At 69.7% G+C, this 19,202-nt stretch carries 19 protein-coding genes, 1 tRNA gene and 1 pseudogene; 9 read left to right on the top strand and 12 right to left on the bottom strand.

Features of this window, described 5'->3' with window-relative positions:
* Positions 1–93: 93 nt before the first annotated feature.
* Genes rplI through rpsF form a run of 3 tightly spaced genes read right to left on the bottom strand, consistent with a single transcriptional unit; the run spans position 94 to position 1,341 of the window.
* A complete protein-coding gene (gene rplI, locus FE811_RS07835; RefSeq protein WP_036751763.1) occupies positions 94–678 on the bottom strand; it encodes a 50S ribosomal protein L9 in 585 nt (194 codons plus the stop codon).
* A 12-nt stretch (positions 679–690) separates the two neighbouring features.
* Positions 691–918, bottom strand: coding sequence for a 30S ribosomal protein S18 (rpsR, locus tag FE811_RS07830; RefSeq protein WP_011747229.1), 228 nt, complete (start codon positions 916–918; stop codon positions 691–693).
* An 18-nt stretch (positions 919–936) separates the two neighbouring features.
* The gene (gene rpsF / locus FE811_RS07825) at positions 937–1,341 is read right to left on the bottom strand and encodes a 30S ribosomal protein S6 (protein ID WP_036751761.1); all 405 of its coding nucleotides are present in this window, start codon (positions 1,339–1,341) and stop codon (positions 937–939) included.
* Between the two features lie 277 nt (positions 1,342–1,618).
* Between rpsF and FE811_RS07820 the strand changes: the two genes are divergently transcribed.
* Positions 1,619–2,200 (top strand): YceI family protein, encoded by a 582-nt coding sequence (locus tag FE811_RS07820; RefSeq protein ID WP_072461593.1) that lies wholly within the window; start codon positions 1,619–1,621, stop codon positions 2,198–2,200.
* A gap of 68 nt (positions 2,201–2,268) precedes the next feature.
* Here FE811_RS07820 and FE811_RS07815 read toward each other — a convergent pair whose 3' ends face one another.
* Positions 2,269–3,291, bottom strand: a complete 1,023-nt coding sequence (locus FE811_RS07815) for a cytochrome-c peroxidase (RefSeq protein ID WP_052095761.1) — start codon at positions 3,289–3,291, stop codon at positions 2,269–2,271.
* A 191-nt stretch (positions 3,292–3,482) separates the two neighbouring features.
* Between FE811_RS07815 and prfA the strand changes: the two genes are divergently transcribed.
* The 3 genes from prfA (at position 3,483) to FE811_RS07800 (ending at position 6,416) form a co-directional block, all read left to right on the top strand.
* Positions 3,483–4,538: a peptide chain release factor 1 gene (gene prfA, locus FE811_RS07810; RefSeq protein ID WP_036751759.1), complete on the top strand. Its 1,056-nt coding sequence runs from the start codon at positions 3,483–3,485 to the stop codon at positions 4,536–4,538.
* Positions 4,539–4,542: 4 nt separating this feature from the next.
* Entirely contained in the window at positions 4,543–5,370 is an 828-nt protein-coding gene (prmC, locus tag FE811_RS07805; RefSeq protein WP_116222894.1) for a peptide chain release factor N(5)-glutamine methyltransferase, read from the top strand.
* Between the two features lie 245 nt (positions 5,371–5,615).
* A complete protein-coding gene (locus FE811_RS07800; RefSeq protein ID WP_116222893.1) occupies positions 5,616–6,416 on the top strand; it encodes a DUF4167 domain-containing protein in 801 nt (266 codons plus the stop codon).
* A 3-nt stretch (positions 6,417–6,419) separates the two neighbouring features.
* Here FE811_RS07800 and rsmA read toward each other — a convergent pair whose 3' ends face one another.
* The 7 genes and pseudogenes from rsmA to lptF form a co-directional block, all read right to left on the bottom strand.
* Entirely contained in the window at positions 6,420–7,268 is an 849-nt protein-coding gene (gene rsmA, locus FE811_RS07795) for a 16S rRNA (adenine(1518)-N(6)/adenine(1519)-N(6))-dimethyltransferase RsmA (RefSeq protein WP_072461566.1), read from the bottom strand.
* Positions 7,265–8,233: a 4-hydroxythreonine-4-phosphate dehydrogenase PdxA gene (pdxA, locus tag FE811_RS07790; protein WP_116222892.1), complete on the bottom strand. Its 969-nt coding sequence runs from the start codon at positions 8,231–8,233 to the stop codon at positions 7,265–7,267. Before pdxA ends, rsmA begins: the two co-directional genes overlap by 4 nt.
* A gap of 67 nt (positions 8,234–8,300) precedes the next feature.
* A complete protein-coding gene (locus FE811_RS28215) occupies positions 8,301–9,116 on the bottom strand; it encodes a peptidylprolyl isomerase (RefSeq protein ID WP_255469689.1) in 816 nt (271 codons plus the stop codon).
* A 75-nt stretch (positions 9,117–9,191) separates the two neighbouring features.
* Positions 9,192–9,593: pseudogene (locus FE811_RS28210) on the bottom strand (SurA N-terminal domain-containing protein); the annotation flags it as partial.
* Between the two features lie 19 nt (positions 9,594–9,612).
* A complete protein-coding gene (locus FE811_RS07780; RefSeq protein WP_072461563.1) occupies positions 9,613–12,018 on the bottom strand; it encodes an LPS-assembly protein LptD in 2,406 nt (801 codons plus the stop codon).
* On the bottom strand, positions 12,018–13,139 hold the full coding sequence (lptG, locus tag FE811_RS07775) for an LPS export ABC transporter permease LptG (protein ID WP_072461592.1): 1,122 nt from the start codon (positions 13,137–13,139) through the stop codon (positions 12,018–12,020). Before lptG ends, FE811_RS07780 begins: the two co-directional genes overlap by 1 nt.
* Complete coding sequence (gene lptF, locus FE811_RS07770; RefSeq protein ID WP_036751744.1) at positions 13,136–14,284, bottom strand: LPS export ABC transporter permease LptF; 1,149 nt, start codon at positions 14,282–14,284, stop codon at positions 13,136–13,138. The genes lptG and lptF overlap by 4 nt, the downstream gene beginning before the upstream one ends.
* A gap of 129 nt (positions 14,285–14,413) precedes the next feature.
* Here lptF and FE811_RS07765 point away from each other — a divergent pair, with 129 nt between their 5' ends.
* Entirely contained in the window at positions 14,414–16,015 is a 1,602-nt protein-coding gene (locus FE811_RS07765; protein WP_116222890.1) for a leucyl aminopeptidase, read from the top strand.
* Positions 16,015–16,464: a DNA polymerase III subunit chi gene (locus FE811_RS07760; protein WP_114535848.1), complete on the top strand. Its 450-nt coding sequence runs from the start codon at positions 16,015–16,017 to the stop codon at positions 16,462–16,464. The genes FE811_RS07765 and FE811_RS07760 overlap by 1 nt, the downstream gene beginning before the upstream one ends.
* Before the next feature lie 421 nt (positions 16,465–16,885).
* Here the strand turns inward: FE811_RS07760 and FE811_RS07755 are convergent.
* Positions 16,886–16,960 (bottom strand) — tRNA-Thr (locus FE811_RS07755).
* 144 nt (positions 16,961–17,104) lie between these two features.
* Here FE811_RS07755 and FE811_RS28205 point away from each other — a divergent pair.
* Genes FE811_RS28205 through FE811_RS07740 form a run of 3 tightly spaced genes read left to right on the top strand, consistent with a single transcriptional unit; the run spans position 17,105 to position 19,049 of the window.
* The gene (locus FE811_RS28205; RefSeq protein WP_114535847.1) at positions 17,105–17,293 is read left to right on the top strand and encodes a hypothetical protein; all 189 of its coding nucleotides are present in this window, start codon (positions 17,105–17,107) and stop codon (positions 17,291–17,293) included.
* A complete protein-coding gene (murA, locus tag FE811_RS07745; protein WP_036751737.1) occupies positions 17,294–18,577 on the top strand; it encodes a UDP-N-acetylglucosamine 1-carboxyvinyltransferase in 1,284 nt (427 codons plus the stop codon). It abuts the gene before it with no gap.
* The gene (locus FE811_RS07740) at positions 18,570–19,049 is read left to right on the top strand and encodes a DUF2948 family protein (protein ID WP_116222889.1); all 480 of its coding nucleotides are present in this window, start codon (positions 18,570–18,572) and stop codon (positions 19,047–19,049) included. The genes murA and FE811_RS07740 overlap by 8 nt, the downstream gene beginning before the upstream one ends.
* Positions 19,050–19,202: the final 153 nt, after the last annotated feature.

The raw sequence follows: 19,202 nt of genomic DNA, 5'->3' as shown, positions 1-19,202 counted from the left end.
CCGAACCCGCGGCGCAAGCAAGGGGTGCTGCCATGCGGGCATGAAAAAACGCGCCGGTTGCGGCGCGTTTTCCCTGTTCCGGCAAAGGCGCGATCAGTTCGCGGCTTCGTCCTCGTCGCGGCCGGCCGAGCCGATGTCGTCGAAAAGCTCGGCGATCTCGAATTCGGCGGCGGCTTCCTCTTCGGCGGCCAGTTCCTGGATCGACTTGCCCGAGGCTTGCAGCTCGGCCTCTTCGGGCGAGCGGGCGACGTTCAGCTTGATGATGACATCGACTTCCGGGTGCAGATGCACGCGGACCTCGTGCAGGCCCAGATCCTTGATCGGGGCGGTCAGGACGACCTGGCGGCGCTCGATCGCGAAACCTTCGGCATTAGCGACATCGGCGGCGTCGCGCGGCGTGACCGAGCCATAGAGCGCACCCGCGTCCGAGGCGGAGCGGATGATGACGAAGGTCTGGCCGTCGAGCTTCTGGGCGGTCTTTTCGGCTTCGGCGCGGGTTTCGTCGTTGCGCGAGGCGAGTTCGGCCTTGCGGGCTTCAAACGCCTGGATATTGGCGTCCGAGGCGCGCAGCGCCTTGCCCTGCGGCAAGAGGTAGTTGCGCGCGAAACCGTCCTTGACCTTCACGACTTCGCCCATCTGGCCCAGCTTGGCCACGCGTTCCAGCAGGATGACTTGCATGATCGTCTCTCCTTACTTCACGGCATAGGGCAGCAGGGCGAGGAAGCGGGCGCGCTTGATGGCGCGCGCCAGTTCGCGCTGCTTCTTGGCCGAGACGGCGGTGATGCGCGAGGGCACGATCTTGCCGCGTTCCGAGATGTAACGCTGAAGCAGGCGCGTGTCCTTGTAGTCGATGGCGGGGGCGTTGTCGCCCGAGAAGGGGCAGACTTTCCGGCGGCGGAAGAAGGGTTTGTTGGCCATGATCCTGGTTCCTTTCCCTTAGTTCCGGTCGTCGCGGTCGCGACGCTCGCGACGCTCGCCGCGATCCCCGCGGTCGCCACGATCCCCGCGCTCGCGCTCGTCGCGCTTCTGCATCTGGACCGAGGGGCCGTCCTTGTGCTCGTCCACGCGGACGGTCAGCACGCGCATGACGTCGTCATGCAGGCGGGCCAGGCGCTCCATCTCCTGCACGGCGGCCGAGGGGGCGTTCGAGCGCAGGAAGGCGTAATGGCCCTTGCGGTTCTTGTTGATCTTGTAGGCAAGCGTGCGCACGCCCCAGTATTCGTTGTCCACGACCTTGCCGCCATTGTCGGCGATCACGGTCGAGAAATGTTCGATCAGCCCCTCGGCCTGCGCGTTCGACAGGTCCTGGCGGGCGATCAGCACATGCTCGTAAAGCGGCATGTCTGCACCTTTCATCGGGGCGCACTTCAACGGCGGGACAGCCCTTCCGCGCCCCGCCACGAGAGGCTGCGCCGGTTTCGCATTTGCGGAAGGATGCGGCCTTATAGCGGGCAGGCCGGGGAATGCAAGGATAAATGCCCGGAAACCCCGGAAAGTCGCCCCTGCGGCGATACTGTTTCCGCGCTGCGGCGAAACACGAAAATGTCAGGAAACCCTTGTTGATGCGCGGGCATTTTCTGGCAGAACCATCATGATCTTTTTCAATCGGGAGTTCAGCATGAAATCCATCCTCGCCCCTGTCGCCGCGATCGGCCTGCTTGGCGCCAGTGCCGCGATGGCCGAGCCCGTGGTCTATGACTTCGACCCCTCGCACAGCCAGGTCGTCTTTGAATACAACCACATGGGCTTTTCGAGCAGCACCGGCATCATCAACGGCGTCACCGGCAAGTTGACGCTGGATGCCGAGAACCCGGCCAATTCCAGCGTCGAGGCGACCATCCCGCTGTCCGGGCTGCGCACCGTCTCCGAGGAGCTGGACAAGCACCTGTTCGGGCCGGATTTCTTCAACACCGATGCCAGCGGCGCCGTCGCGACCTTCAAGTCGACCAAGGTCGAGCCCGAGGACGACAAGGAGGCGAAGGTCACCGGCGATCTGACGCTGAACGGCGTGACCAAGCAGGTGGTGCTGGATGTCGACCTGAACCAGATTGCCGCCCATCCCATGACCGGCAAGGAGGCCGCCGGCTTCGATGCCGAGGCCGAGATCAAGCGTTCCGAGTTCAACCTGGGCAAGTTCGCCCCGGCGGTCGAGGACGAGGTCGAGATCAAGATCACCGTCGAGGCCGTCAAGGCCGAGTGATCCGCCGGCCGGACCGCAAGCAAAAGGGGCCCCGCGAGGGCCCCTTTTCGTGTCTCGCCTGCCGCGCCTTACATCGGCGTGGGCAGCGGCGTGGAGTCGGTGCGCACCGGCAGGATCGGGTGGTCGATCACCGGCTGATCGCCGGTCAGCGTGCCCAGGAAGGCGGTGATGTCGTCGGCCTGCTCATCGGTCAGCTCGGTGCCAAGTTGCGCCGAGGACATGATCTGCACCGCTTCCGCCAGATCCCAGACCACGCCCGAGTGGAAATAGGGCGCGGTCAGCGCGACGTTGCGCAACGGCGCGGCGCGGAAGACATATTCGTCGTCAACGGTCTGGCTGATCTCGTAGCGGCCCCTGTCGCCGGCGGGCAGCACCTCGGCGCCGGGCTTGGCGATCAGGCCGAAGGGATGATAGTCCTGCCCGCCGAAGTTCACGCCATAGTGGCAGGCGGTGCAGCCGGTTTCGATGAAGGCTTGCAGCCCGCGTTTTTCCTGGTCGGTCATCGCTGCATCGTCGCCGGCAAGGAAGCGGTCGAAGGCGCTGTTGGGCGTGACCAGCGTGGCCTCGAACTGCTCGATCGCGATGGCGAAATTGTCGAAGGTCACCGGGTCCGCTTCGTCGGGGAAGGCGGCCTTGAAGGATTCGACATATTCCGGCATCGAGTTGATGGTCTTGACCACCTGGTCGGGGGTGTTGCTCATCTCGACCCCGGCCTGGACCGGACCCTTGGCCTGTTCGGCAAGGTCGCCGGCGCGGCCGTCCCAGAATTGCGCGGCGTTGAAGATCGCGTTCAGCATGGTGGGGGCGTTGCGCGGCCCTTTCTGCCAGCCGTGCCCGATCGAGGTCGGCAGGCCGTCCACACCGCCAAGGCCGACGTTGTGGCAGGTCTGGCACGAGATCAGCCCGGAGCTGGACATGCGCGGGTCGAAGAACAGCACCTTGCCCAGTTCGATCTTCTCGGCGGTCAGAGGGATGCCTTCGGGATTGTCCTCGGTCTGCTTGATGGCGGTCATCTTTTCGGGAATCGCCTCGAACACCCCCTTGGCTTCCTCGCGCAGGGCGCCGTTGTCGATGGCTTCAGTCTGCGCCATGACCGGCAGAGCGGACAGGGCAAGACTCGTCGCTGTCAGAAAGGGGACGAGTTTCACGTGGGGCCTCCTTTGGCTTGGTGGGCGCGTCTTGCAGCAATCTGCACCAAGACGGCCGGCCTTGCTTTGATCTGGGTCAGATGCCTGCAAGGTTCCGCCTTGTCGGCCCGCGGCTCAACAGCTAATTGCATCAAATGCTGCCGGAAGACCGCCTTGCCCAGATCGTCGCGCGTTTCGAATATCTCGAAGCGCGGCTGCACGCCGGGCCGGCGGCCGAGGAAATCGCCGCGATCAGCCGCGAATATGCGGAACTGAAGCCCGTGGTCGCGCAGATCGGCGAATGGCGCGCCGCGCAGGACGGCATCCGCGAGGCCGAGGCCCTGCTGGCCGATCCCGAGATGCGCGAGCTGGCGCAGGACGAATTGTCGCGCCTGCGCGCCGCGCTTCCCGAGCTGGAACATGCGCTGCGCATCGCGCTGTTGCCGCGCGACGCCGCCGATGCCCGCCCGGCCATCCTGGAGATTCGCCCCGGCACCGGCGGCGAAGAGGCGGCGCTGTTCGCCGGCGACCTGCTGGCCATGTATCGCCGCTTTGCCGAATCGCAGGGTTGGCAGTTCCAGATGCTCGAGTTGGCCGAATCCGACCTGGGCGGCGTGCGCGAGGCGGTGGCGCGGATCGAGGGCGAGGGGGTCTTCGCCAAGCTGAAATACGAATCGGGCGTCCACCGCGTCCAGCGCGTCCCCGAGACGGAATCGGGTGGCCGCATCCATACCAGCGCCGCCACCGTCGCCGTGCTGCCCGAGGCCGAGGCGGTGGATATCGACATCCCCGCCAGCGACATCCGCATCGACACCATGCGCGCCAGCGGCGCCGGCGGCCAGCACGTCAACACCACCGATTCGGCGGTGCGCATCACCCACCTGCCGACCGGCATCGTCGTGACCAGTTCGGAAAAGTCCCAGCACCAGAACCGCGCCAATGCCATGGCCGTGCTGCGCGCGCGGCTTTACGACATGGAGCGGTCGCGCGCCGATGCCGAGCGCGCCGCCGACCGCAAGAGCCAGGTCGGCTCGGGCGACCGCTCGGAACGCATCCGCACCTACAACTTCCCGCAGGGCCGGATGACCGATCACCGCATCGGCCTGACGCTCTATGCGCTTGACCGCATCATGCAGGGCGAGATCGGCGAGATCGTGGCGGCGCTGACCGCGCACGACCAGGCCGCGCGCCTGGCCGCGCAGGGCGCGTGATTCCATGACCGGGGCCGAGGCCCTGCGGCAAGGCGCCGCACGACTCGCCCAGGCCGGCGTGCCCGGCGCGGCCGAGGATGCCCGGCTGCTCCTGGCCCATGCCCTGGACCTGCCGCGCCACCACCTGGCTGCCGCGCTGGCTGCGCCGCTGCCGCCCGAGGCTCTGCGACGTTTCGACGCAACCCTGGCCGCCCGCGCCGCGCGCCAGCCGGTCAGCCAGATCCTGGGACGCCGCGCCTTCTGGAAGCACGAGTTCCGCGTGACCCGCGACACGCTCGATCCCCGCCCGGAAACCGAGACCCTGGTCGAGGCGGCGCTGGCCGGACCCTTTGCCTCGGTGCTGGACCTGGGCACCGGCACGGGGGCGATCCTGATCTCGCTTCTGGCCGAGCGGCCGGGTGCGCGCGGGCTTGGCACCGACATCTCGGCCGCCGCGCTGGAGGTGGCGCGGGAAAATGCCCGGACCGTGGGGGTTTGTGCGGATTTCCTTGAATCCGACTGGTTCGCCTCGGTCGCGGGGCAGTTCGACCTGATCGTCTCGAACCCGCCCTATATCGCGCTGGACGAGATGGCGCAGCTTGCGCCCGAGGTTCGGGAATGGGAGCCGCGGCAGGCCCTGACCGACGGGGCGGACGGGCTTTCCGCCTATCGCGCCATCGCCGCCGGGGCGCCCGCGCATCTGTCGCCCGGCGGCCGGCTGATGGTCGAGATCGGCCCCACGCAGGGCGCGGCCGTGGCGGCGCTGATGCGCGCAGCCGGGCTGGCCGAGCCCCGGATCCTGCCCGACCTGGATGGGCGCGACCGGGTCGTCGCCGCCCGCAAGCCGCTTTGATCCGGCAAGCTTCCGCGCCTTTCGCGGCTTTTGACGAAATTTTCGCTTGTAAGCGGCGCTGCGGCGTGTTTATTCGCAATTGTGACGGGGGCGCACCGCCCACGCACGGGTCAGTCATACTCAGATAATCCAGTTTTACTGGTGACGCGGGAGCCGGAGCAAACGCTGCGCCTGCGCTGACACCCGCCTTCGGAATGACCCCAACCTTAGCCGGCCCTTGCCGGACATAAACTGACAACAAGCTGATGAGATCATCCAAATCCCGTTCGCGTAACAAGTCGAACCGCCAGCGTTCGCTGGGCAATATCGTCAACCGCGTCTTCGATTCCTCGGGCCCCGAGGGCAAGGTGCGCGGCACGCCCCAGCAGATCATCGAGAAATACCTGACGCTCGCCCGCGACGCCCAGCTTTCCAACGACCGGGTGGCCGAGCAGAGCTTTCTTCAGCACGCAGAACATTACACCCGCATGCTGGGCGAGGCGCAGCGCGAGCAGGCCGAGCGCCAGGGCCACCAGCACCAGGGCCGCGACGACGATGCCCAGGACGGCAATGGCTCGGCTGCGTCCGAGAACGGCAATGGCCAGAACGGCCATCACGGCCACCGCCAGGACCGTCACGACCGGCGCGAGGATCGCCGCGACGAGCGTCGCGATGACCGCCGCGAGGAACGCCAGCAACCCGCCCCCCGCGCGGAAGAACGCGCCCAGCCCGCCGCCGCGCCCGCCGATTCCGGGCTGCCGCCGGTGATCGCTGCCGACGAGGATGCCGCCGGCCCGGTGGAAACCCCGGAAAGCGCCGTCCGGTCCGAAACCCCTGCCGAACCGACCCCGGCCGCACCGGCCCCCGCCGAGAACGCGGCAGCCGGGGAACCGGCCGCCGAGCCCGCCCCTGCGGCGCGCCGGCGCAGCAGCCGCACCACCGGGACGGCCGCGCCGCGCAGCCGCAAGAAACCGGCCGAGGAAGGTGCCAAGCCCCCGGCGAAAACCGGCCGCGGACAGGGTGCCAGGACGGCAAAGACCCAGGCCGAAAGCGCCTCCGGCGAATGATGCTCAGCGCGGCGCGGCGGCCAGGCCCCGCGCCAGCGCGCAGAATTGCTCCAGCCCGACCTCTTCGGCGCGGGCGGTGGGGGCGATGCCGGCCTGGAGCAGCAGCGATTCGATCTCGGGATGCAGCCCCTTCAGCGAGGCGCGCAGCATCTTGCGGCGCTGGTTGAAGCCCGCCGCCACCACCCGGTTCAGCACCGCCGGATCGGCCGGATAGCGCGGCTCGGGCAGGGCGGTCAGGTGGACGACCGCCGAATGCACCTTGGGCGCGGGAACAAAGGCTTCGGGCGGCAGGGTCATCACCACCCGCGCCTCGCTGCGCCATTGCGCCAGCACGGCCAGCCGGCCGTAAGCCTTGCCGCCCGGCTGCGCCACGATGCGCTCGGCCACCTCTTTCTGGAACATCAGCGTCAGCGACTGCCAGAAGGGCGGCCAGGCTGCCGGCGTCAGCCAGCGGATCAGCAATTCGGTGCCGACATTATAGGGCAGGTTCGCGACGATGCGGATCGGCGGCGACAGATGCGCCAGCGGATCGACCTCCAGCGCATCGCCATGGATCACCTCCAGCCGGCCGGGATAGGCGGCGGCGATCTCGGCCAGGGCGGGCAGGGCGCGGGCGTCCTTCTCGATCGCCAGCACATGCCGCGCGCCCTCGGCCAGCAAGCCGCGGGTCAGCCCGCCCGGACCGGGGCCGACCTCGATCACGTCGCAGCCGGTCAGGTCGCCGGCGGCGCGGGCGATCTTGGCGGTCAGGTTCAGGTCCAGCAGGAAATTCTGCCCCAGCTGCTTCTTGGCGCGCAACTCATGGCGCGCGATCACCTCGCGCAGCGGCGGCAGCCCGTCGATGGCGCTCATCGCCGCGCCGCCATCTCATGCGCCATGCGCAGGGCGGCGACGACGCTTTGCGCATCCGCGATGCCCTGGCCGGCGATGTCGAAGGCGGTGCCGTGATCAGGCGAGGTGCGCACGAAGGGCAGGCCCAGGGTCACGTTCACCCCGCCGGCGAAATCCAGCGTCTTGATCGGGATCAGCGCCTGGTCGTGATAGGCGCAGAGCGCTGCGTCGTAACGCGCCCGTGCTGCCGGATGGAACATGGTATCGGCCGGCAGCGGCCCGCGCAGGTCGAACCCCTCGCGCCGCAGCCGCTCGACCAGGGGCACCATCCAGCGTGCTTCCTCGTCGCCCATGACGCCGTTCTCGCCGGCATGGGGGTTCAGCCCGGCGATGGCCAGCCGTGGCTGCGCCAGGCCGAAATCGCGCCGCATCGCGGCATCGGTGGTGCGGATCGCCTGCTCCAGCCGCAGGGGCGTCAGCGCCAGCGGCACCTCGGACAGCGGGATGTGGATCGTCACCGGCACCACCCGGCAGGGCGGCTCGACACGGGTCGAGGCCAGCATCATCACCACCGGCACGTCGCCCGCCAGATGCGCCAGATATTCGGTATGGCCGGGAAAGCCGAAGCCGGCGCCGCGCTTCAGCGCCTCCTTGTTGATCGGCAGGGTGCAGATGCCGCCGGCCGCGCCGGACATGGCCAGGTCGACCGCGCGGGCGATGACCTCGACCACCGCCGGCGCATTGGCGGGATCGGGCCGGCCCGGCACCGCCGGCGCCGGGAAGTCATGGCGCAGCACCGCCAGCACGCCCTCGGCCACCGGCTCGCCCGGCGCCGCGACCTCGGCCCAGGCGGTGCCCTCGGGCAGATGCTGCGGATCGCCCAGGAACACGAAGGGCACGCCCGAGGCCAGCGCCTTGGGCGCAAGCTCCGGCCCGACGCCCGCCGGCTCGCCGCAGGTCAGGATGATGGGGCGGGCTTCAGTCATCTTCTCCGTTTCCCAAATACCCTCTGGGGGTCCGGGGGGCGAAGCGCCCCCGGTGGCTCAACCGGGCTCAAGGCCGCCGGATGATTGCATTGGCCCGCAACTCGGCCAGGTAGTTGTCGGCTGCCTGGCCGACCTTGCGGCTGAAGATCTGGCTGCGCATCTCTTCACGGTCCGGCAGCGTGTCGGGATCGGGCGCGGCGGCCGCCTCGCCCTCGGCCGTCACCGCCACCGCCACCGGCGCCTCCGCCGCGGCGCCGGAGGCCAGCAGCGCGGACTGGCGCTTGCACAGCATCAGCAATTCGGCCGCGCCGCCCTGGCTGACCACCGAGGTCTCATTGTCGTCCAGCACCGCCAGCCGCAGCGCCTCGGCGGCCGGGATCTGGCCTTGCGGCAGGGTCTGGCGCTGGATCTGCTCGGGCGGCAGGCCGCGGGCATGGACGAAAAGATCGGCGCAGCTGTCGGAAAGCGCCGCGATCCGGTTCGCCTCGGCCAGGCTGGCCAGCCGGAAGCGCACGTAGTCCAGCACCTGTTCCCTGGCGCCGGGACGCAGCGCGCCGCGGCTGTCGCGCAGGAAGAACAGCACCACCGCGCCCTCGACGGTCAGGGGCTGGCTGATCTGGCCGGGCTTCATCGACAGGATGATCGGCCGCAGCGAGGGCGGCAGGTTCTCCAGCGGCATCCAGGGCAGCCGCCCGCTTTCCTCGGCCGAGGGCGTCGCGGAATGCTGCCGCGCCGCCGCGGCGAAATCCGCCTCCGAGCGCACGCTCTGCACCAGCGATTCCGCCAGGCCCATGGCCTGCGCCTCCTGGCCGGGCGGCGCGGGGATGATCAGTTCGGACAGCGCGACATGGGTGATGCGCGGCGTCTCGATCAGGCGCTGCATTTCCTGGTCCAGCTCGGCGTCGCTGACCTGGACCTGCGGCACCAGGCGCTGGCGCACCACCTCGCGCCAGACAATGCCGGCGGCGACGAAATCGCGGAAGGTCTGCTGTTCGACCCCGGCCTGGGCCAGGGCGCGGGTGAATTCCTCGACGCCAAGATTGGCGCGGCCGGCGAACTCGGCCAGGCCGGCGTCGATCTGGGCGTCGCTGGCGGTGATGCCCATCTGGTTCGCGGCAAACAGGCGCAGCCGGTCGTCGATCAGCGCCTGCTCGGCCGAGGCGCGGTCGGCATCGGGCGCGCGCAGGATCTGCAGGAAGCGGATGCGCTGTTCCAGCTCATAGCGGGTGACGGCCGAATCGTTGACATAGACCAGCGGCTGGAACGGATTGCCCTGCGCAAAGGCCGGGGCCACCCCGCCTGCTGCCAGCATCGCGGCCATGGCCGCCCCCAGAAGAATTCGCCGCATCAGCTCCCTCGCCGCATGGTTTCGCCGGACATTAGCGCAGGCAGGCGCGGCGCGCCACCGTTCCCGGACCGGGCTTTTGCTGGCCGAAGCCGCCCAGCCGGATGCCCAGGTCCAGCCGGGTGTCCGGCCGCACCTCTTCCGATGAGGTAAAGCGCCGCTCGACCGACATTTCGACGGTTATGCATTCGTTGCGGTATTCCAGGCCCAGCTGCGCCTTTTGCGCGCGATCGGCGGTGAAGTCATACCGCGTCTCGGTCGTGGCCCACCAGCCGGGCGCGACCTGCCAGCCCCCGGCCATGGTCAGTTCCGACACATCCTTGTCGCGGCTTTCGCCTTCATCCGAATCAAGCCAGAGATAGCCGGCCGAGACCTGCAGTCCCGGCCTGAACCAGCCCAGCCGCAGCTCGTTGCGGCTGATCGAGAAACCGTCGTCGAACAGCGCGCGGTTGGCGATGGCAAGCCCGTTCGACCCCGAGTAATGCGCCGCCAGCAGCCAGTCCGAGCGCTTGCCGCCCAAGGGGCCGCCGTCCCAGAACCCCGGATCGGTGGCGCCGCTTTCGAAGGCCGCGTCGGCCTCGTCGCGAAAGACGCGCCCGGCGGTCAGGCCGATGGACCAGCCGGCCGGGTCGATCCGGGTCCAGCCGATGCCCAGGTTGGCGCGCCAGCCCGATTCGCGCGCATCCCAGCCCGGAAAGCGGTTCAGCGCGAACAGGTTGCCCTCGTCGAATTCGATCAGCTGGCTGTCCTCGTTCGGCACCTTGTCCTCGGCGTCGCGTTCGGGCGACCAGACCAGCTGCGCCACCGGCTCGACGATATGGGTGACGCCGCCGGAATGGCGGGCGAAGGGCCAGCGCAGCTCGGCCGCCAGCACCGGATCGGCCCGCACCACCCAGTCGTCATAATCGCTGTCCTGGTTGATGCGGTAGAAATCGGCGTCCAGCCGGGTCTCGACCGTGCCGACCAGCCCGCCAGGCAGGATCGCGCTGCGATACCAGTCCAGCGCGACCGAGCCGCGCGCCATGTCGCGGCCGTCGCGATCCAGCGAGGACGAGCGGCGGTGGGCGTGCAGCGACCATTCCAGGCTGGCGATGCCGCCGATCCGGCCGGGCGTCCAGCGCCGCTTCCACAGCGCATCGGCGACGACCGAGGGGGTGAACTCATCGGCCTCGTCCTCGCGCAGCGATTCGTAATTGCCGATCCGCGCCATCATCATGCGGTCGCGGCGCACGCGGTCCAGCGTCAGCCCGCTCCACAGCCGGTCGGCGCTGGAGATGTCGTAATCCAGCAGATAGGCGCGGTTGCTGGCCATCTGGATCTGCAAGCCCAGCATGTAGCCGCGCGGCAGCTCGAACCGCGCGCCGCCGAACAGATAGCCGCGGGTGCGACCCTGCTCGATGCTGTCGCGCGAGATGGCGCCGTTCCATTCCATCGCGCCGTTGCTGAAGGCCTGGCGATAGCGCAGCTCCAGCGTGCGGGTGCGCGAAACGGCGACATAGGGCGTCAGCGTGATGTCCGCATGATCGCCCAGCGTGACGAAATAGGGCAGCTTGATGCCGAACCCCAGCCCCGAGGTGGTGCGGAACTGCGGCCGCAGGAATCCGGTCATGCGCTCGACGCTGGGATCGGGCGCGGTCAGCCAGGGCAGGCTGGCGATGGGCAGGCCAAGCGCGCGCAGCTGCGGGCGGTCGAAATGCAGCTTGTTCGTGCGCGCATCATGGGTGATGGCCTGGGCGCGGATTTCCCACAGCGGGATCGGGTTCTCGGCGCAGATCTGGCAGCTGGAGGCGACGACATTGTCCAGCCGGGTGACGGCGCCGTTCTCGCTGCGGCGCATCTCGCGCGCGGCCATCTGCATCTCGCGCGCCAGCACCAGCCGGGCGCCGCGCAGGATGCCGTCCTGCATGTTCGGGTCCAGCTGGGCGCTGTCGGCGATCAGGATGGTTTCCTGGGGCGTGCCGGCGCGGGCCGGTTCGGTCAGGTGGATCGGCCCCTCGATCAACGCCGCGCCGGTTTCGTTGTCATAGACCACGCGCGAGGCCACCAGCCGCGCGCCGCGATACCAGATCACCACCCCGCCCGAGGCGGTCAGCCGGTTGTCCGCGCCCAGCGTGACCTGGTCGGCCAGCAGCGTGGCCGGGCTGCCGGTGCCCTCGGCCTCGCTGCCGGTGATGCGCAGGCCGCCGGACCGGGCGGCGACGCGGGGCGTCTGCGACGCCTCGGTGCCGTCGGCGAAGCGGGCGCTGTCATCGGGGCTTTCGGTCGGGGCCAGCGCCGGGCCGGCGGGGCCCTGCGGCACCTCTTCGGGCTGGTCATAGACCGGCAGGGTCTGGCCCTCGGGCGTCAGGCTTTGCCCCAGCGCCATGCCGGGCAGCATGGCCGCCAGCAGCGCCGCGCGCGCCGTTTTCGCAGTCTTGCGTCCCTTGTGCCTGCGCGCCATCAACCGTCCTCCAGCCGCAAGAGTGCCCCGAGGGCGAAAAGCAGCGCCACGACGGGCGGCGCCCAGCCGGCCAGCGCCGGCGGGATGCCGCCGTTGTCGCCCAGCACCTGCGCCAGGTTGCGCAGGAAGAACAGCGCGATGCCGCAGCCGAAGGCGCCCAGCACCAGAAGCCCCATCCGGCGCCCGCGCATGTGGCGCATGGTGAACACCGCCGCGATGGCGATCATGGCCGCCATCAGCAGCGGCCGGGCCAGTTCCATCTGGAACCAGACCTTGTGGCGCTGGGCGGAAAAGCCCGCCCGCTCCAGCCCCTGGATAAAGGTCGGCAACTGCCAGACCGGGATCGCCTCGGGCCGGCCGAAACTGTCGCGGATGCGGGCGGCGGTCAGGTCGGTCGGCAGCTCCAGCCGCGGCGCGGTGCGGGCCATGGCCTCGGGGTTGGGCTGGGTCAGCGGCCATTCCTTGGTGTCCGTCAGCTCCCATGCGCCCTGGGTCAGCCGCGCGGTGGCGGCGTCGATACGGCGGGTCGGCCCGGTCTCGGGCGAATACACCATGAAGGTTGCGTCATACAGCGTCGTGGCATCGGGGCTGGCGCGGCTGGCGCGGATGACGACCTGGCCCGCGGTCTCGGCCCCGTTCGCGTCCAGCTCGGGCAGGGCCTGGCGCAGCCAGACCGCATTGTCGCCGACGCTGACGGTCTGGCCGCCGCCGCTGCGCATCTGCGCGACCGCGTCGTCATAGCGCTTGGTCGTCGCCGCCACCATCGGGTTCAGCACCGCGACCGCCAGCATCCCAGCCAGCGCCGCCGTGATCGCCGGGGCGCAAAGCACCCGGATGCCCGAACGCCCCGAGGCGCGGATCGCCACCAGTTCCGAGCTGCGCGACAGGCCCAGGAACAGCGCGATCCCCGCCAGCACCGTGATCAGCGGCAGGATGGAATAGAAGCTGGCGGTGATGTTCAGCAGCGACAGGCCCGCCGCGCCGGAAAGCCCGATATTCTCGTCCGAGAAGCGGCGGATCTGCTCGACCACGTCGATCAGGAACAGGATGGCGCCGAAGATCGCCGCGATCATCACCAGCATGCGCAGGAAGCGCCGCGCGACATAGGTGGACAGGATCATGCCGCGCCCCCTTTTGCCGCGGTCGCCTTGGCGGCGCCGCGCAGCCGCCGCGGCCGGGCGGCAAGCCACAGCACCGCGGCGCAGATCGCCGCGCCGACCAGGGGCGAGACATAGATCAGCGGCCAGCGCGCGGCGTTGCCGGCGACCTGGTTCTCGGCCGCCGTGCTGAGGAACTGCACCACGATCAGCGCCACCACCGCCCAGATCACCTGCCGCCAGACGCCGAAGCGGCTGAAGCCGCCCAGCAGCAGCATGCCAAAGCCCAGCAGCGCCGCCACCGGCGCCTGGAAGGGCTTGGCCAGCCGTTCATGCGCCTCGGCCAGGGCGCGGTCGGGGGTGGCGCCGGTCGCGGCCAGCAGCTCGGGGTCGGGATCCAGCAGCCGCGGCGTCGAATAGGCGCGCAGGTCGCGCTTGCGGCTGGCGCCCGTGTCGATCAGCGTGCCGAGGTCATAGGCCAGTTCGGAGAACCGCGTCACCGACAGGCTTTGCCGGTCGCCGGCGTGGCGCAGGTCCTGCACCATGCCCTGCATCATCACCAGCCGCGGCCCCTCGTCGGTCCTGACCAGCAGCGCCTCGGCCGCGGTATAGGTGGTCTGGCTGCCCGGGTCGCGGGCGTCCTCGAGGAAGAAGTCCACCAGACGCCCGTCCGCCGCGATGTCGCGGATGTAAAGCGTGACCCCCTGCACCGGATACTGGAAGGCGCCGGCGCGCAGGAATTGCGCGGTGACGTTCTGCGCGATCTCGGCCTGGCGGTCGGCCAGCCGTCCGCGCGCCATCGGCACCACGGCATGGACCAGCAGCGCCACCATCAGCCCGACCAGCACGCCAAAGACCAGCACCGGCCGCGCCAGCCGCCAGGGCGACATGCCCGTCGCCTGCATCGCCACCAGCTCGGATTCCGAGGCCAGCCGGTTGGTGCCATAGGCGCTGGCCGCGAAGGCCGCGATCGGCAGCACGACCGAGATCACCAGCGGCAGGGTCAGCGCGGTGAACTCCAGCACCACCAGCGCCGTCTGCCCGTCCGAGATCAGCTGCTCGAACAGCGAGACGGCGCGGTTGATCCAATAGACCGAGACCAGCACCAGCGCGAAGAACCCGAACAGGGTCAGCAGTTGCGACAGGATGTAGCGGTCGATGCGGGGCATGGGGGCTTTCGCGGGCTCGGACCCCGCCTGATTAGCCGCTGCGCGGCGGTTGGGAAAGCCCCGGCTCTGGTCAAGCCGCGCGGGCGTGACTAGTTTCCGCCAAGACAGAGCAACGCGAGGGGCGGGACCATGACTCATCCGGTCGAAATTTCCTTTACGGCGACGGATGTCGCGGGGCTGGCCGAGCGGCCCGGCCGCGTCGCCATCCTGGTGCCCAAGGCGGGGCGGTTGCCCGCCGGACTGCCGCGCGCCACGCGCGAGGCGCTGGGGCGCGCCTTCGCCTCGGAGGCATGGAAGGCGGTCAAGCCCGGCAAGGCGCTGGAACTGGCCTTTCCCGCTGGGCTGAAGGCCGAATCGCTGCAGCTCGTGCTGTTGCCGGCCGATGCCGACGTGGCGACGGCGCGGGCGGCGGGCGCCAGCATCGGCGCCAAGCTGGGCAAGGCCGAGACGCTGGTGCTGGCCGGCAACCAGGCGCGCGCGGCCGAGGTGGCGCTGGGGCTGGCGCTGCGGGCCTATGACTTCTCGGCCTACAAGACGAAGAAATCCGGCAATGGCGCTGCCGCCGAGGGAGAGGCCCCGGCCGAGCCCGCCGCGACCACCAGCCGCACCGGCGCGCCCCAGGATGCGCGGCTGTCCGATGCGGCAGGCACCGACGATCCGGCATCCGAGCCGACCCAGGGCGCCACGCCGCGCGGCCGGGTGATCTTCATGCACCAGAACCCCGAGGCGCTGGCGCGTGCCGCGGCCGATGGCGCCGCCCTGGCCGAGGGGGTGTTCTTCACCCGCGACCTGGTGAACGAGCCCGCCAACGTCCTGACCACCGGCGATTTCGCCGACCGGCTGCTGGCCATGCGCGAGCTGGGCCTCGAGGTCGAGGTGCTGGAAGAGGACGAGCTGGCCAAGCTGGGGATGCGCGCGCTGCTGGCCGTGGGGCAGGGTTCCGAAAGCCCGTCCAAGGTCGTGGTCATGCGCTGGAACGGCGGCGGCGATGCCGCGCCGCTGGCGCTGGTCGGCAAGGGCGTGGTCTTCGACACCGGCGGCATCTCGATCAAGCCCGCCGCCGGCATGGAAGAGATGACCATGGACATGGGCGGCGCGGGCGTGGTTGCCGGCGTCATGCGGGTGCTGGCGCTGCGCCGGGCCAAGGCCAATGTCGTGGGCCTGGTCGGCCTGGTCGAGAACATGCCCGACGGGCGCGCCCAGCGTCCGGGCGACATCGTCCGCTCGATGAAGGGCGACACGATCGAGGTGATCAACACCGATGCCGAGGGCCGGCTCGTGCTGGCCGATGTGCTTTGGTATGCGCAGCAACGCTTCAAGCCCGCCGCCCTGGTCGACCTGGCGACGCTGACCGGCGCCGTCATCATCGCGCTGGGGCATGAGAATGCCGGCGTGTTTTCCAACGACGACGCCTTCGCCACTGCGGTGCTGGACGCCGCCAAGGCCGAGGGGGAGGGCGCCTGGCGCCTGCCGCTGGGCCCGGCCTATGACAAGCTGATCGATTCGCGCCTGGCCGACATCAAGAACACCGGCGGTCGCGCGGCCGGCTCGATCACCGCGGCGCAGTTCCTGCAGCGTTTCGTGGGCGAGGGCCTGCCCTGGGTGCATCTGGACATTGCCGGGGTGGCGCTGCCGCCCGCCGAGACCGGGCTTGCGCCCAAGGGCGCATCCGGCTGGGGGGTGATGACGCTGGACCGGCTGGTGCGCGACCGTTTCGAAAGGCGGGGCTGATGGGCTCGGCCCTGTTCTATCACCTGACCCGCTCGGGCCCGGTGCAGCTCTTGCCGATGCTGATCGGCAAGAGCCTGCAGGCGGGCTGGCGGGTCGAGCTGCGGGGCAGGGACCGGGCGCGGCAGGTGGCCCTGGACGAACGGCTGTGGCTGGGCGAGGGCTTCCTGCCGCATGGCCTGGCCGGCGGGCCGCATGACGCCCGCCAGCCGGTGCTGCTGACCGTCGAGGGCCAGGCGGCCGCCAATGACCCGCGCTGCCTGATCGCGCTGGACGGGGCCGGGGTGTCGGGTGCCGAATGCCTGGCGCTGGAACGCGCCTGCATCGTCTTCGACGGCAATGACGCAGAGGCGCTGGAGCGCGCCCGGACGCAATGGCGGGCGCTGAAGGCCGAGGATGTCGCCGCGGAATACTGGTCCGAGGCCGGCGGCCGCTGGGAACGCAAGCAGTAGGGCGGGGCGGACGCCTCCGGGCTTCTCGCCGGACCATCCGCCCTGCCGCCGACGCGACGGACAGGGCTCAGGGGCGGGAACAGCATCCCCGCGACCTCGCCGCCACAAGGTCGCGCAAGGGCGAGGCGGCCGTCTTCAAGGGGCTGCGTAACCCACAGGACACGCCGGAAATCGCGGCGCTTTTCCGTCGAGGAGATCGTGGCAGAGGGCCGGGGGCTTCCTGCCCCGGAACCGGCTCGGAAACGGGCCTGCGAGCGGGCACCGCTTGCGTTTCCGGGCCGCCCGTCGGCAGCTGCGACAGGGTCGGCAGGCTTGCACGGCTAATCCGAAAACTGCGCCCCGGCACGCATCAACTGCACCGGCCAGCCGCTGCAATGCAGGAAGTCCCAGGGTCTGCAGGCCAAGATGTGAAGGGATGGGATGGTGCTGCGAGAGAGGATTGAACTCTCGACCTCTCCCTTACCAAGGGAGTGCTCTACCACTGAGCTACCGCAGCGCCGTGGACGGGGCTTTAGACCGACTGTGCCGGGCGTGCAAGGGGGAAGATCGGGAAAAATGCATTTCGCCGATCGTTGCCGATCGCCGCGCGGCCAGGGCGCCGCCGCTGGACGCAAGCCGGCAAGGACGCTAACAGAAAGGCATGACAAGAACACCCCGCGATCCCCAGGACGATACACGCGAAGCGCGGCTCAAGGCCGCGTTGCGGGCCAATCTCGCGCGGCGCAAGGCGCAGGGGCGCGCGCGGGCCGGGACATCGGCGGAAACGACGAACGAGCAGCATGGGCCAGGGATGCCGCCAAGCCGGCAAGCGCCCACGAACGAGGAATAGATGGACCAGATCATTGTAAGGGGGAACGGGCCGCTCAAGGGCGAGATCCCGATCGCCGGCGCCAAGAACGCCTGCCTGGCGCTGATGCCGGCGACCCTGCTGACCGACCAGCCGCTGACGCTGACCAATGCGCCGCGGCTCTCGGACATCCGCACCATGACCGCGCTCCTGCAATCGCTGGGGGCCGAGGTCGCCAGCCTCCAGGACGGGCAGGTGCTGGCGCTGTCGAGCCACGACCTGACCAGCCACCGGGCCGATTACGACATCGTGCGCAAGATGCGCGCCTCGATCCTGGTGCTGGGGCCGATGCTGGCGCGCGACGGCCATGCCGTCGTGTCCCTGCCCGGCGGCTGCGCCATCGGCGCCCGGCCGGTGGACCTGCACCTGCGCGCGCTCGAGGCGATGGGGGCGGAACTCGACCTGCGCGAGGGCTATGTCCATGCCAAGGCGCCCTCGGGCGGCCTCAGGGGCGCGGTGATCGACTTTCCGCTGGTCTCGGTCGGGGCGACCGAGAACGCGCTGATGGCGGCGACGCTGGCGCGGGGCACGACCGTGCTCAACAACGCCGCGCGCGAGCCCGAGATCGTGGACCTGGCCGAATGCCTGCGCCGCATGGGCGCGCAGATCGAGGGTGAAGGCACCTCGACCATCACCGTCGAGGGCGTGCAGGCACTGGGCGGCGCCACGCATCCGGTGGTGACGGACCGGATCGAGCTGGGCACCTACATGCTGGCCCCGGCGATCTGCGGCGGCGAGGTCGAATGCCTGGGCGGCCGCATCGACCTGGTCGCCGCCTTCTGCGAAAAGCTGGACGAGGCCGGCATCGAGGTGGTCGAAACCGGGCGCGGGCTGAAGGTCGCGCGCAAGAACGGCCGGATCCGCGCGGTCGACGTGGTGACCGAACCCTTCCCCGGCTTCCCGACCGACCTTCAGGCGCAGATGATGGCGCTGCTCTGCACCGCCGAGGGCACGTCGGTCCTGGAGGAGCGGATCTTCGAGAACCGCTTCATGCATGCCCCGGAACTGGCGCGCATGGGCGCCCGGATCGAGGTTCACGGCGGCCACGCCACCGTCCACGGCGTCGAAAAGCTGCGCGGCGCCCCGGTGATGGCCACCGACCTGCGCGCCTCGGTCAGCCTGATCCTCGCCGGGCTCGCCGCCGAGGGCGAAACCATCATCAGCCGCGTCTATCACCTGGATCGCGGCTATGAGAAGGTGGTGCGCAAGCTGCGCGGCGTCGGTGCCGATATCGAACGCATCAAGGAGACCCCCGCCGATGGCTGACGCCCGTTTCACCGATGCCGATCCCGCGCCGCTGGTGCTGCTGGCCGGCGATGCCGACGACCTGACCGTGATCTCGACGCTTACGCAGGATGCGATCCTGCCGGTGACCGAGATCGCCTATGACAGCCGCCACCGCCAGCTGGCGCTGCTCCTGAACCGCTTTCGCTGGGAGGATGCCGAACTCGCGCGCCGCGACGGCCGCCCCTATGAGCGGGTGCGCTCCGTGCTGCTGATCTCGGACGTGCAGCGGGTGCTGAGCGACGGCATCGACCGCAAGGACAAGGATCTGGTCCTGGAACTGCTGGCCCTGACATGGCAGGCGGGCGAGGATGGCACCGGCCGTCTGCTGCTGGAGTTCGCCGGCGACGGCACGCTGGCCATCGACGCGGAATGCCTGAACGTCGAGCTGCGCGACGTGACGCGGCCCTATGTCGCCCCCTCGCGCCGCGCGCCCCAGCATTCCGACACTTGATCCGCCGCGCACTTCAGGGTGCGCGTACGCCGGTTTCGCGGCCGGATGGGTATTTGGGGAACGAAGAAGACGAGCGCTTCTCTGTTCCACAAATACTCGAATCCGGCCTTGCATCCCGCGCTGAACCGGCAGGTTCAGCGCTGCCATAGCCGC

The organism is Paracoccus sp. FO-3 (assembly GCF_006386455.1).
GTDB classification, from domain to species: Bacteria; Pseudomonadota; Alphaproteobacteria; order Rhodobacterales; family Rhodobacteraceae; genus Paracoccus; species Paracoccus versutus.
Note: the sequence above shows the minus strand (reverse complement) of the source record. Positions and strands in the feature narration are given on the sequence as shown.

Coding starts and splice junctions, on each gene's coding strand:
- rsmA (WP_072461566.1), bottom strand. CDS start 7,268: ATGAGCGCCATCGACGGGCTGCCGCCGCTGCGCGAGGTGATCGCGCGC.
- rpsR (WP_011747229.1), bottom strand. CDS start 918: ATGGCCAACAAACCCTTCTTCCGCCGCCGGAAAGTCTGCCCCTTCTCG.
- murA (WP_036751737.1), top strand. CDS start 17,294: ATGGACCAGATCATTGTAAGGGGGAACGGGCCGCTCAAGGGCGAGATC.
- lptF (WP_036751744.1), bottom strand. CDS start 14,284: ATGCCCCGCATCGACCGCTACATCCTGTCGCAACTGCTGACCCTGTTC.
- prmC (WP_116222894.1), top strand. CDS start 4,543: ATGACCGGGGCCGAGGCCCTGCGGCAAGGCGCCGCACGACTCGCCCAG.
- FE811_RS07815 (WP_052095761.1), bottom strand. CDS start 3,291: ATGGCGCAGACTGAAGCCATCGACAACGGCGCCCTGCGCGAGGAAGCC.
- FE811_RS28215 (WP_255469689.1), bottom strand. CDS start 9,116: ATGCAGCGCCTGATCGAGACGCCGCGCATCACCCATGTCGCGCTGTCC.
- lptG (WP_072461592.1), bottom strand. CDS start 13,139: ATGATCCTGTCCACCTATGTCGCGCGGCGCTTCCTGCGCATGCTGGTG.
- prfA (WP_036751759.1), top strand. CDS start 3,483: ATGCTGCCGGAAGACCGCCTTGCCCAGATCGTCGCGCGTTTCGAATAT.
- FE811_RS07820 (WP_072461593.1), top strand. CDS start 1,619: ATGAAATCCATCCTCGCCCCTGTCGCCGCGATCGGCCTGCTTGGCGCC.
- rpsF (WP_036751761.1), bottom strand. CDS start 1,341: ATGCCGCTTTACGAGCATGTGCTGATCGCCCGCCAGGACCTGTCGAAC.
- FE811_RS07780 (WP_072461563.1), bottom strand. CDS start 12,018: ATGGCGCGCAGGCACAAGGGACGCAAGACTGCGAAAACGGCGCGCGCG.
- FE811_RS28205 (WP_114535847.1), top strand. CDS start 17,105: ATGACAAGAACACCCCGCGATCCCCAGGACGATACACGCGAAGCGCGG.
- pdxA (WP_116222892.1), bottom strand. CDS start 8,233: ATGACTGAAGCCCGCCCCATCATCCTGACCTGCGGCGAGCCGGCGGGC.
- FE811_RS07760 (WP_114535848.1), top strand. CDS start 16,015: ATGGGCTCGGCCCTGTTCTATCACCTGACCCGCTCGGGCCCGGTGCAG.
- FE811_RS07800 (WP_116222893.1), top strand. CDS start 5,616: ATGAGATCATCCAAATCCCGTTCGCGTAACAAGTCGAACCGCCAGCGT.
- FE811_RS07740 (WP_116222889.1), top strand. CDS start 18,570: ATGGCTGACGCCCGTTTCACCGATGCCGATCCCGCGCCGCTGGTGCTG.
- rplI (WP_036751763.1), bottom strand. CDS start 678: ATGCAAGTCATCCTGCTGGAACGCGTGGCCAAGCTGGGCCAGATGGGC.
- FE811_RS07765 (WP_116222890.1), top strand. CDS start 14,414: ATGACTCATCCGGTCGAAATTTCCTTTACGGCGACGGATGTCGCGGGG.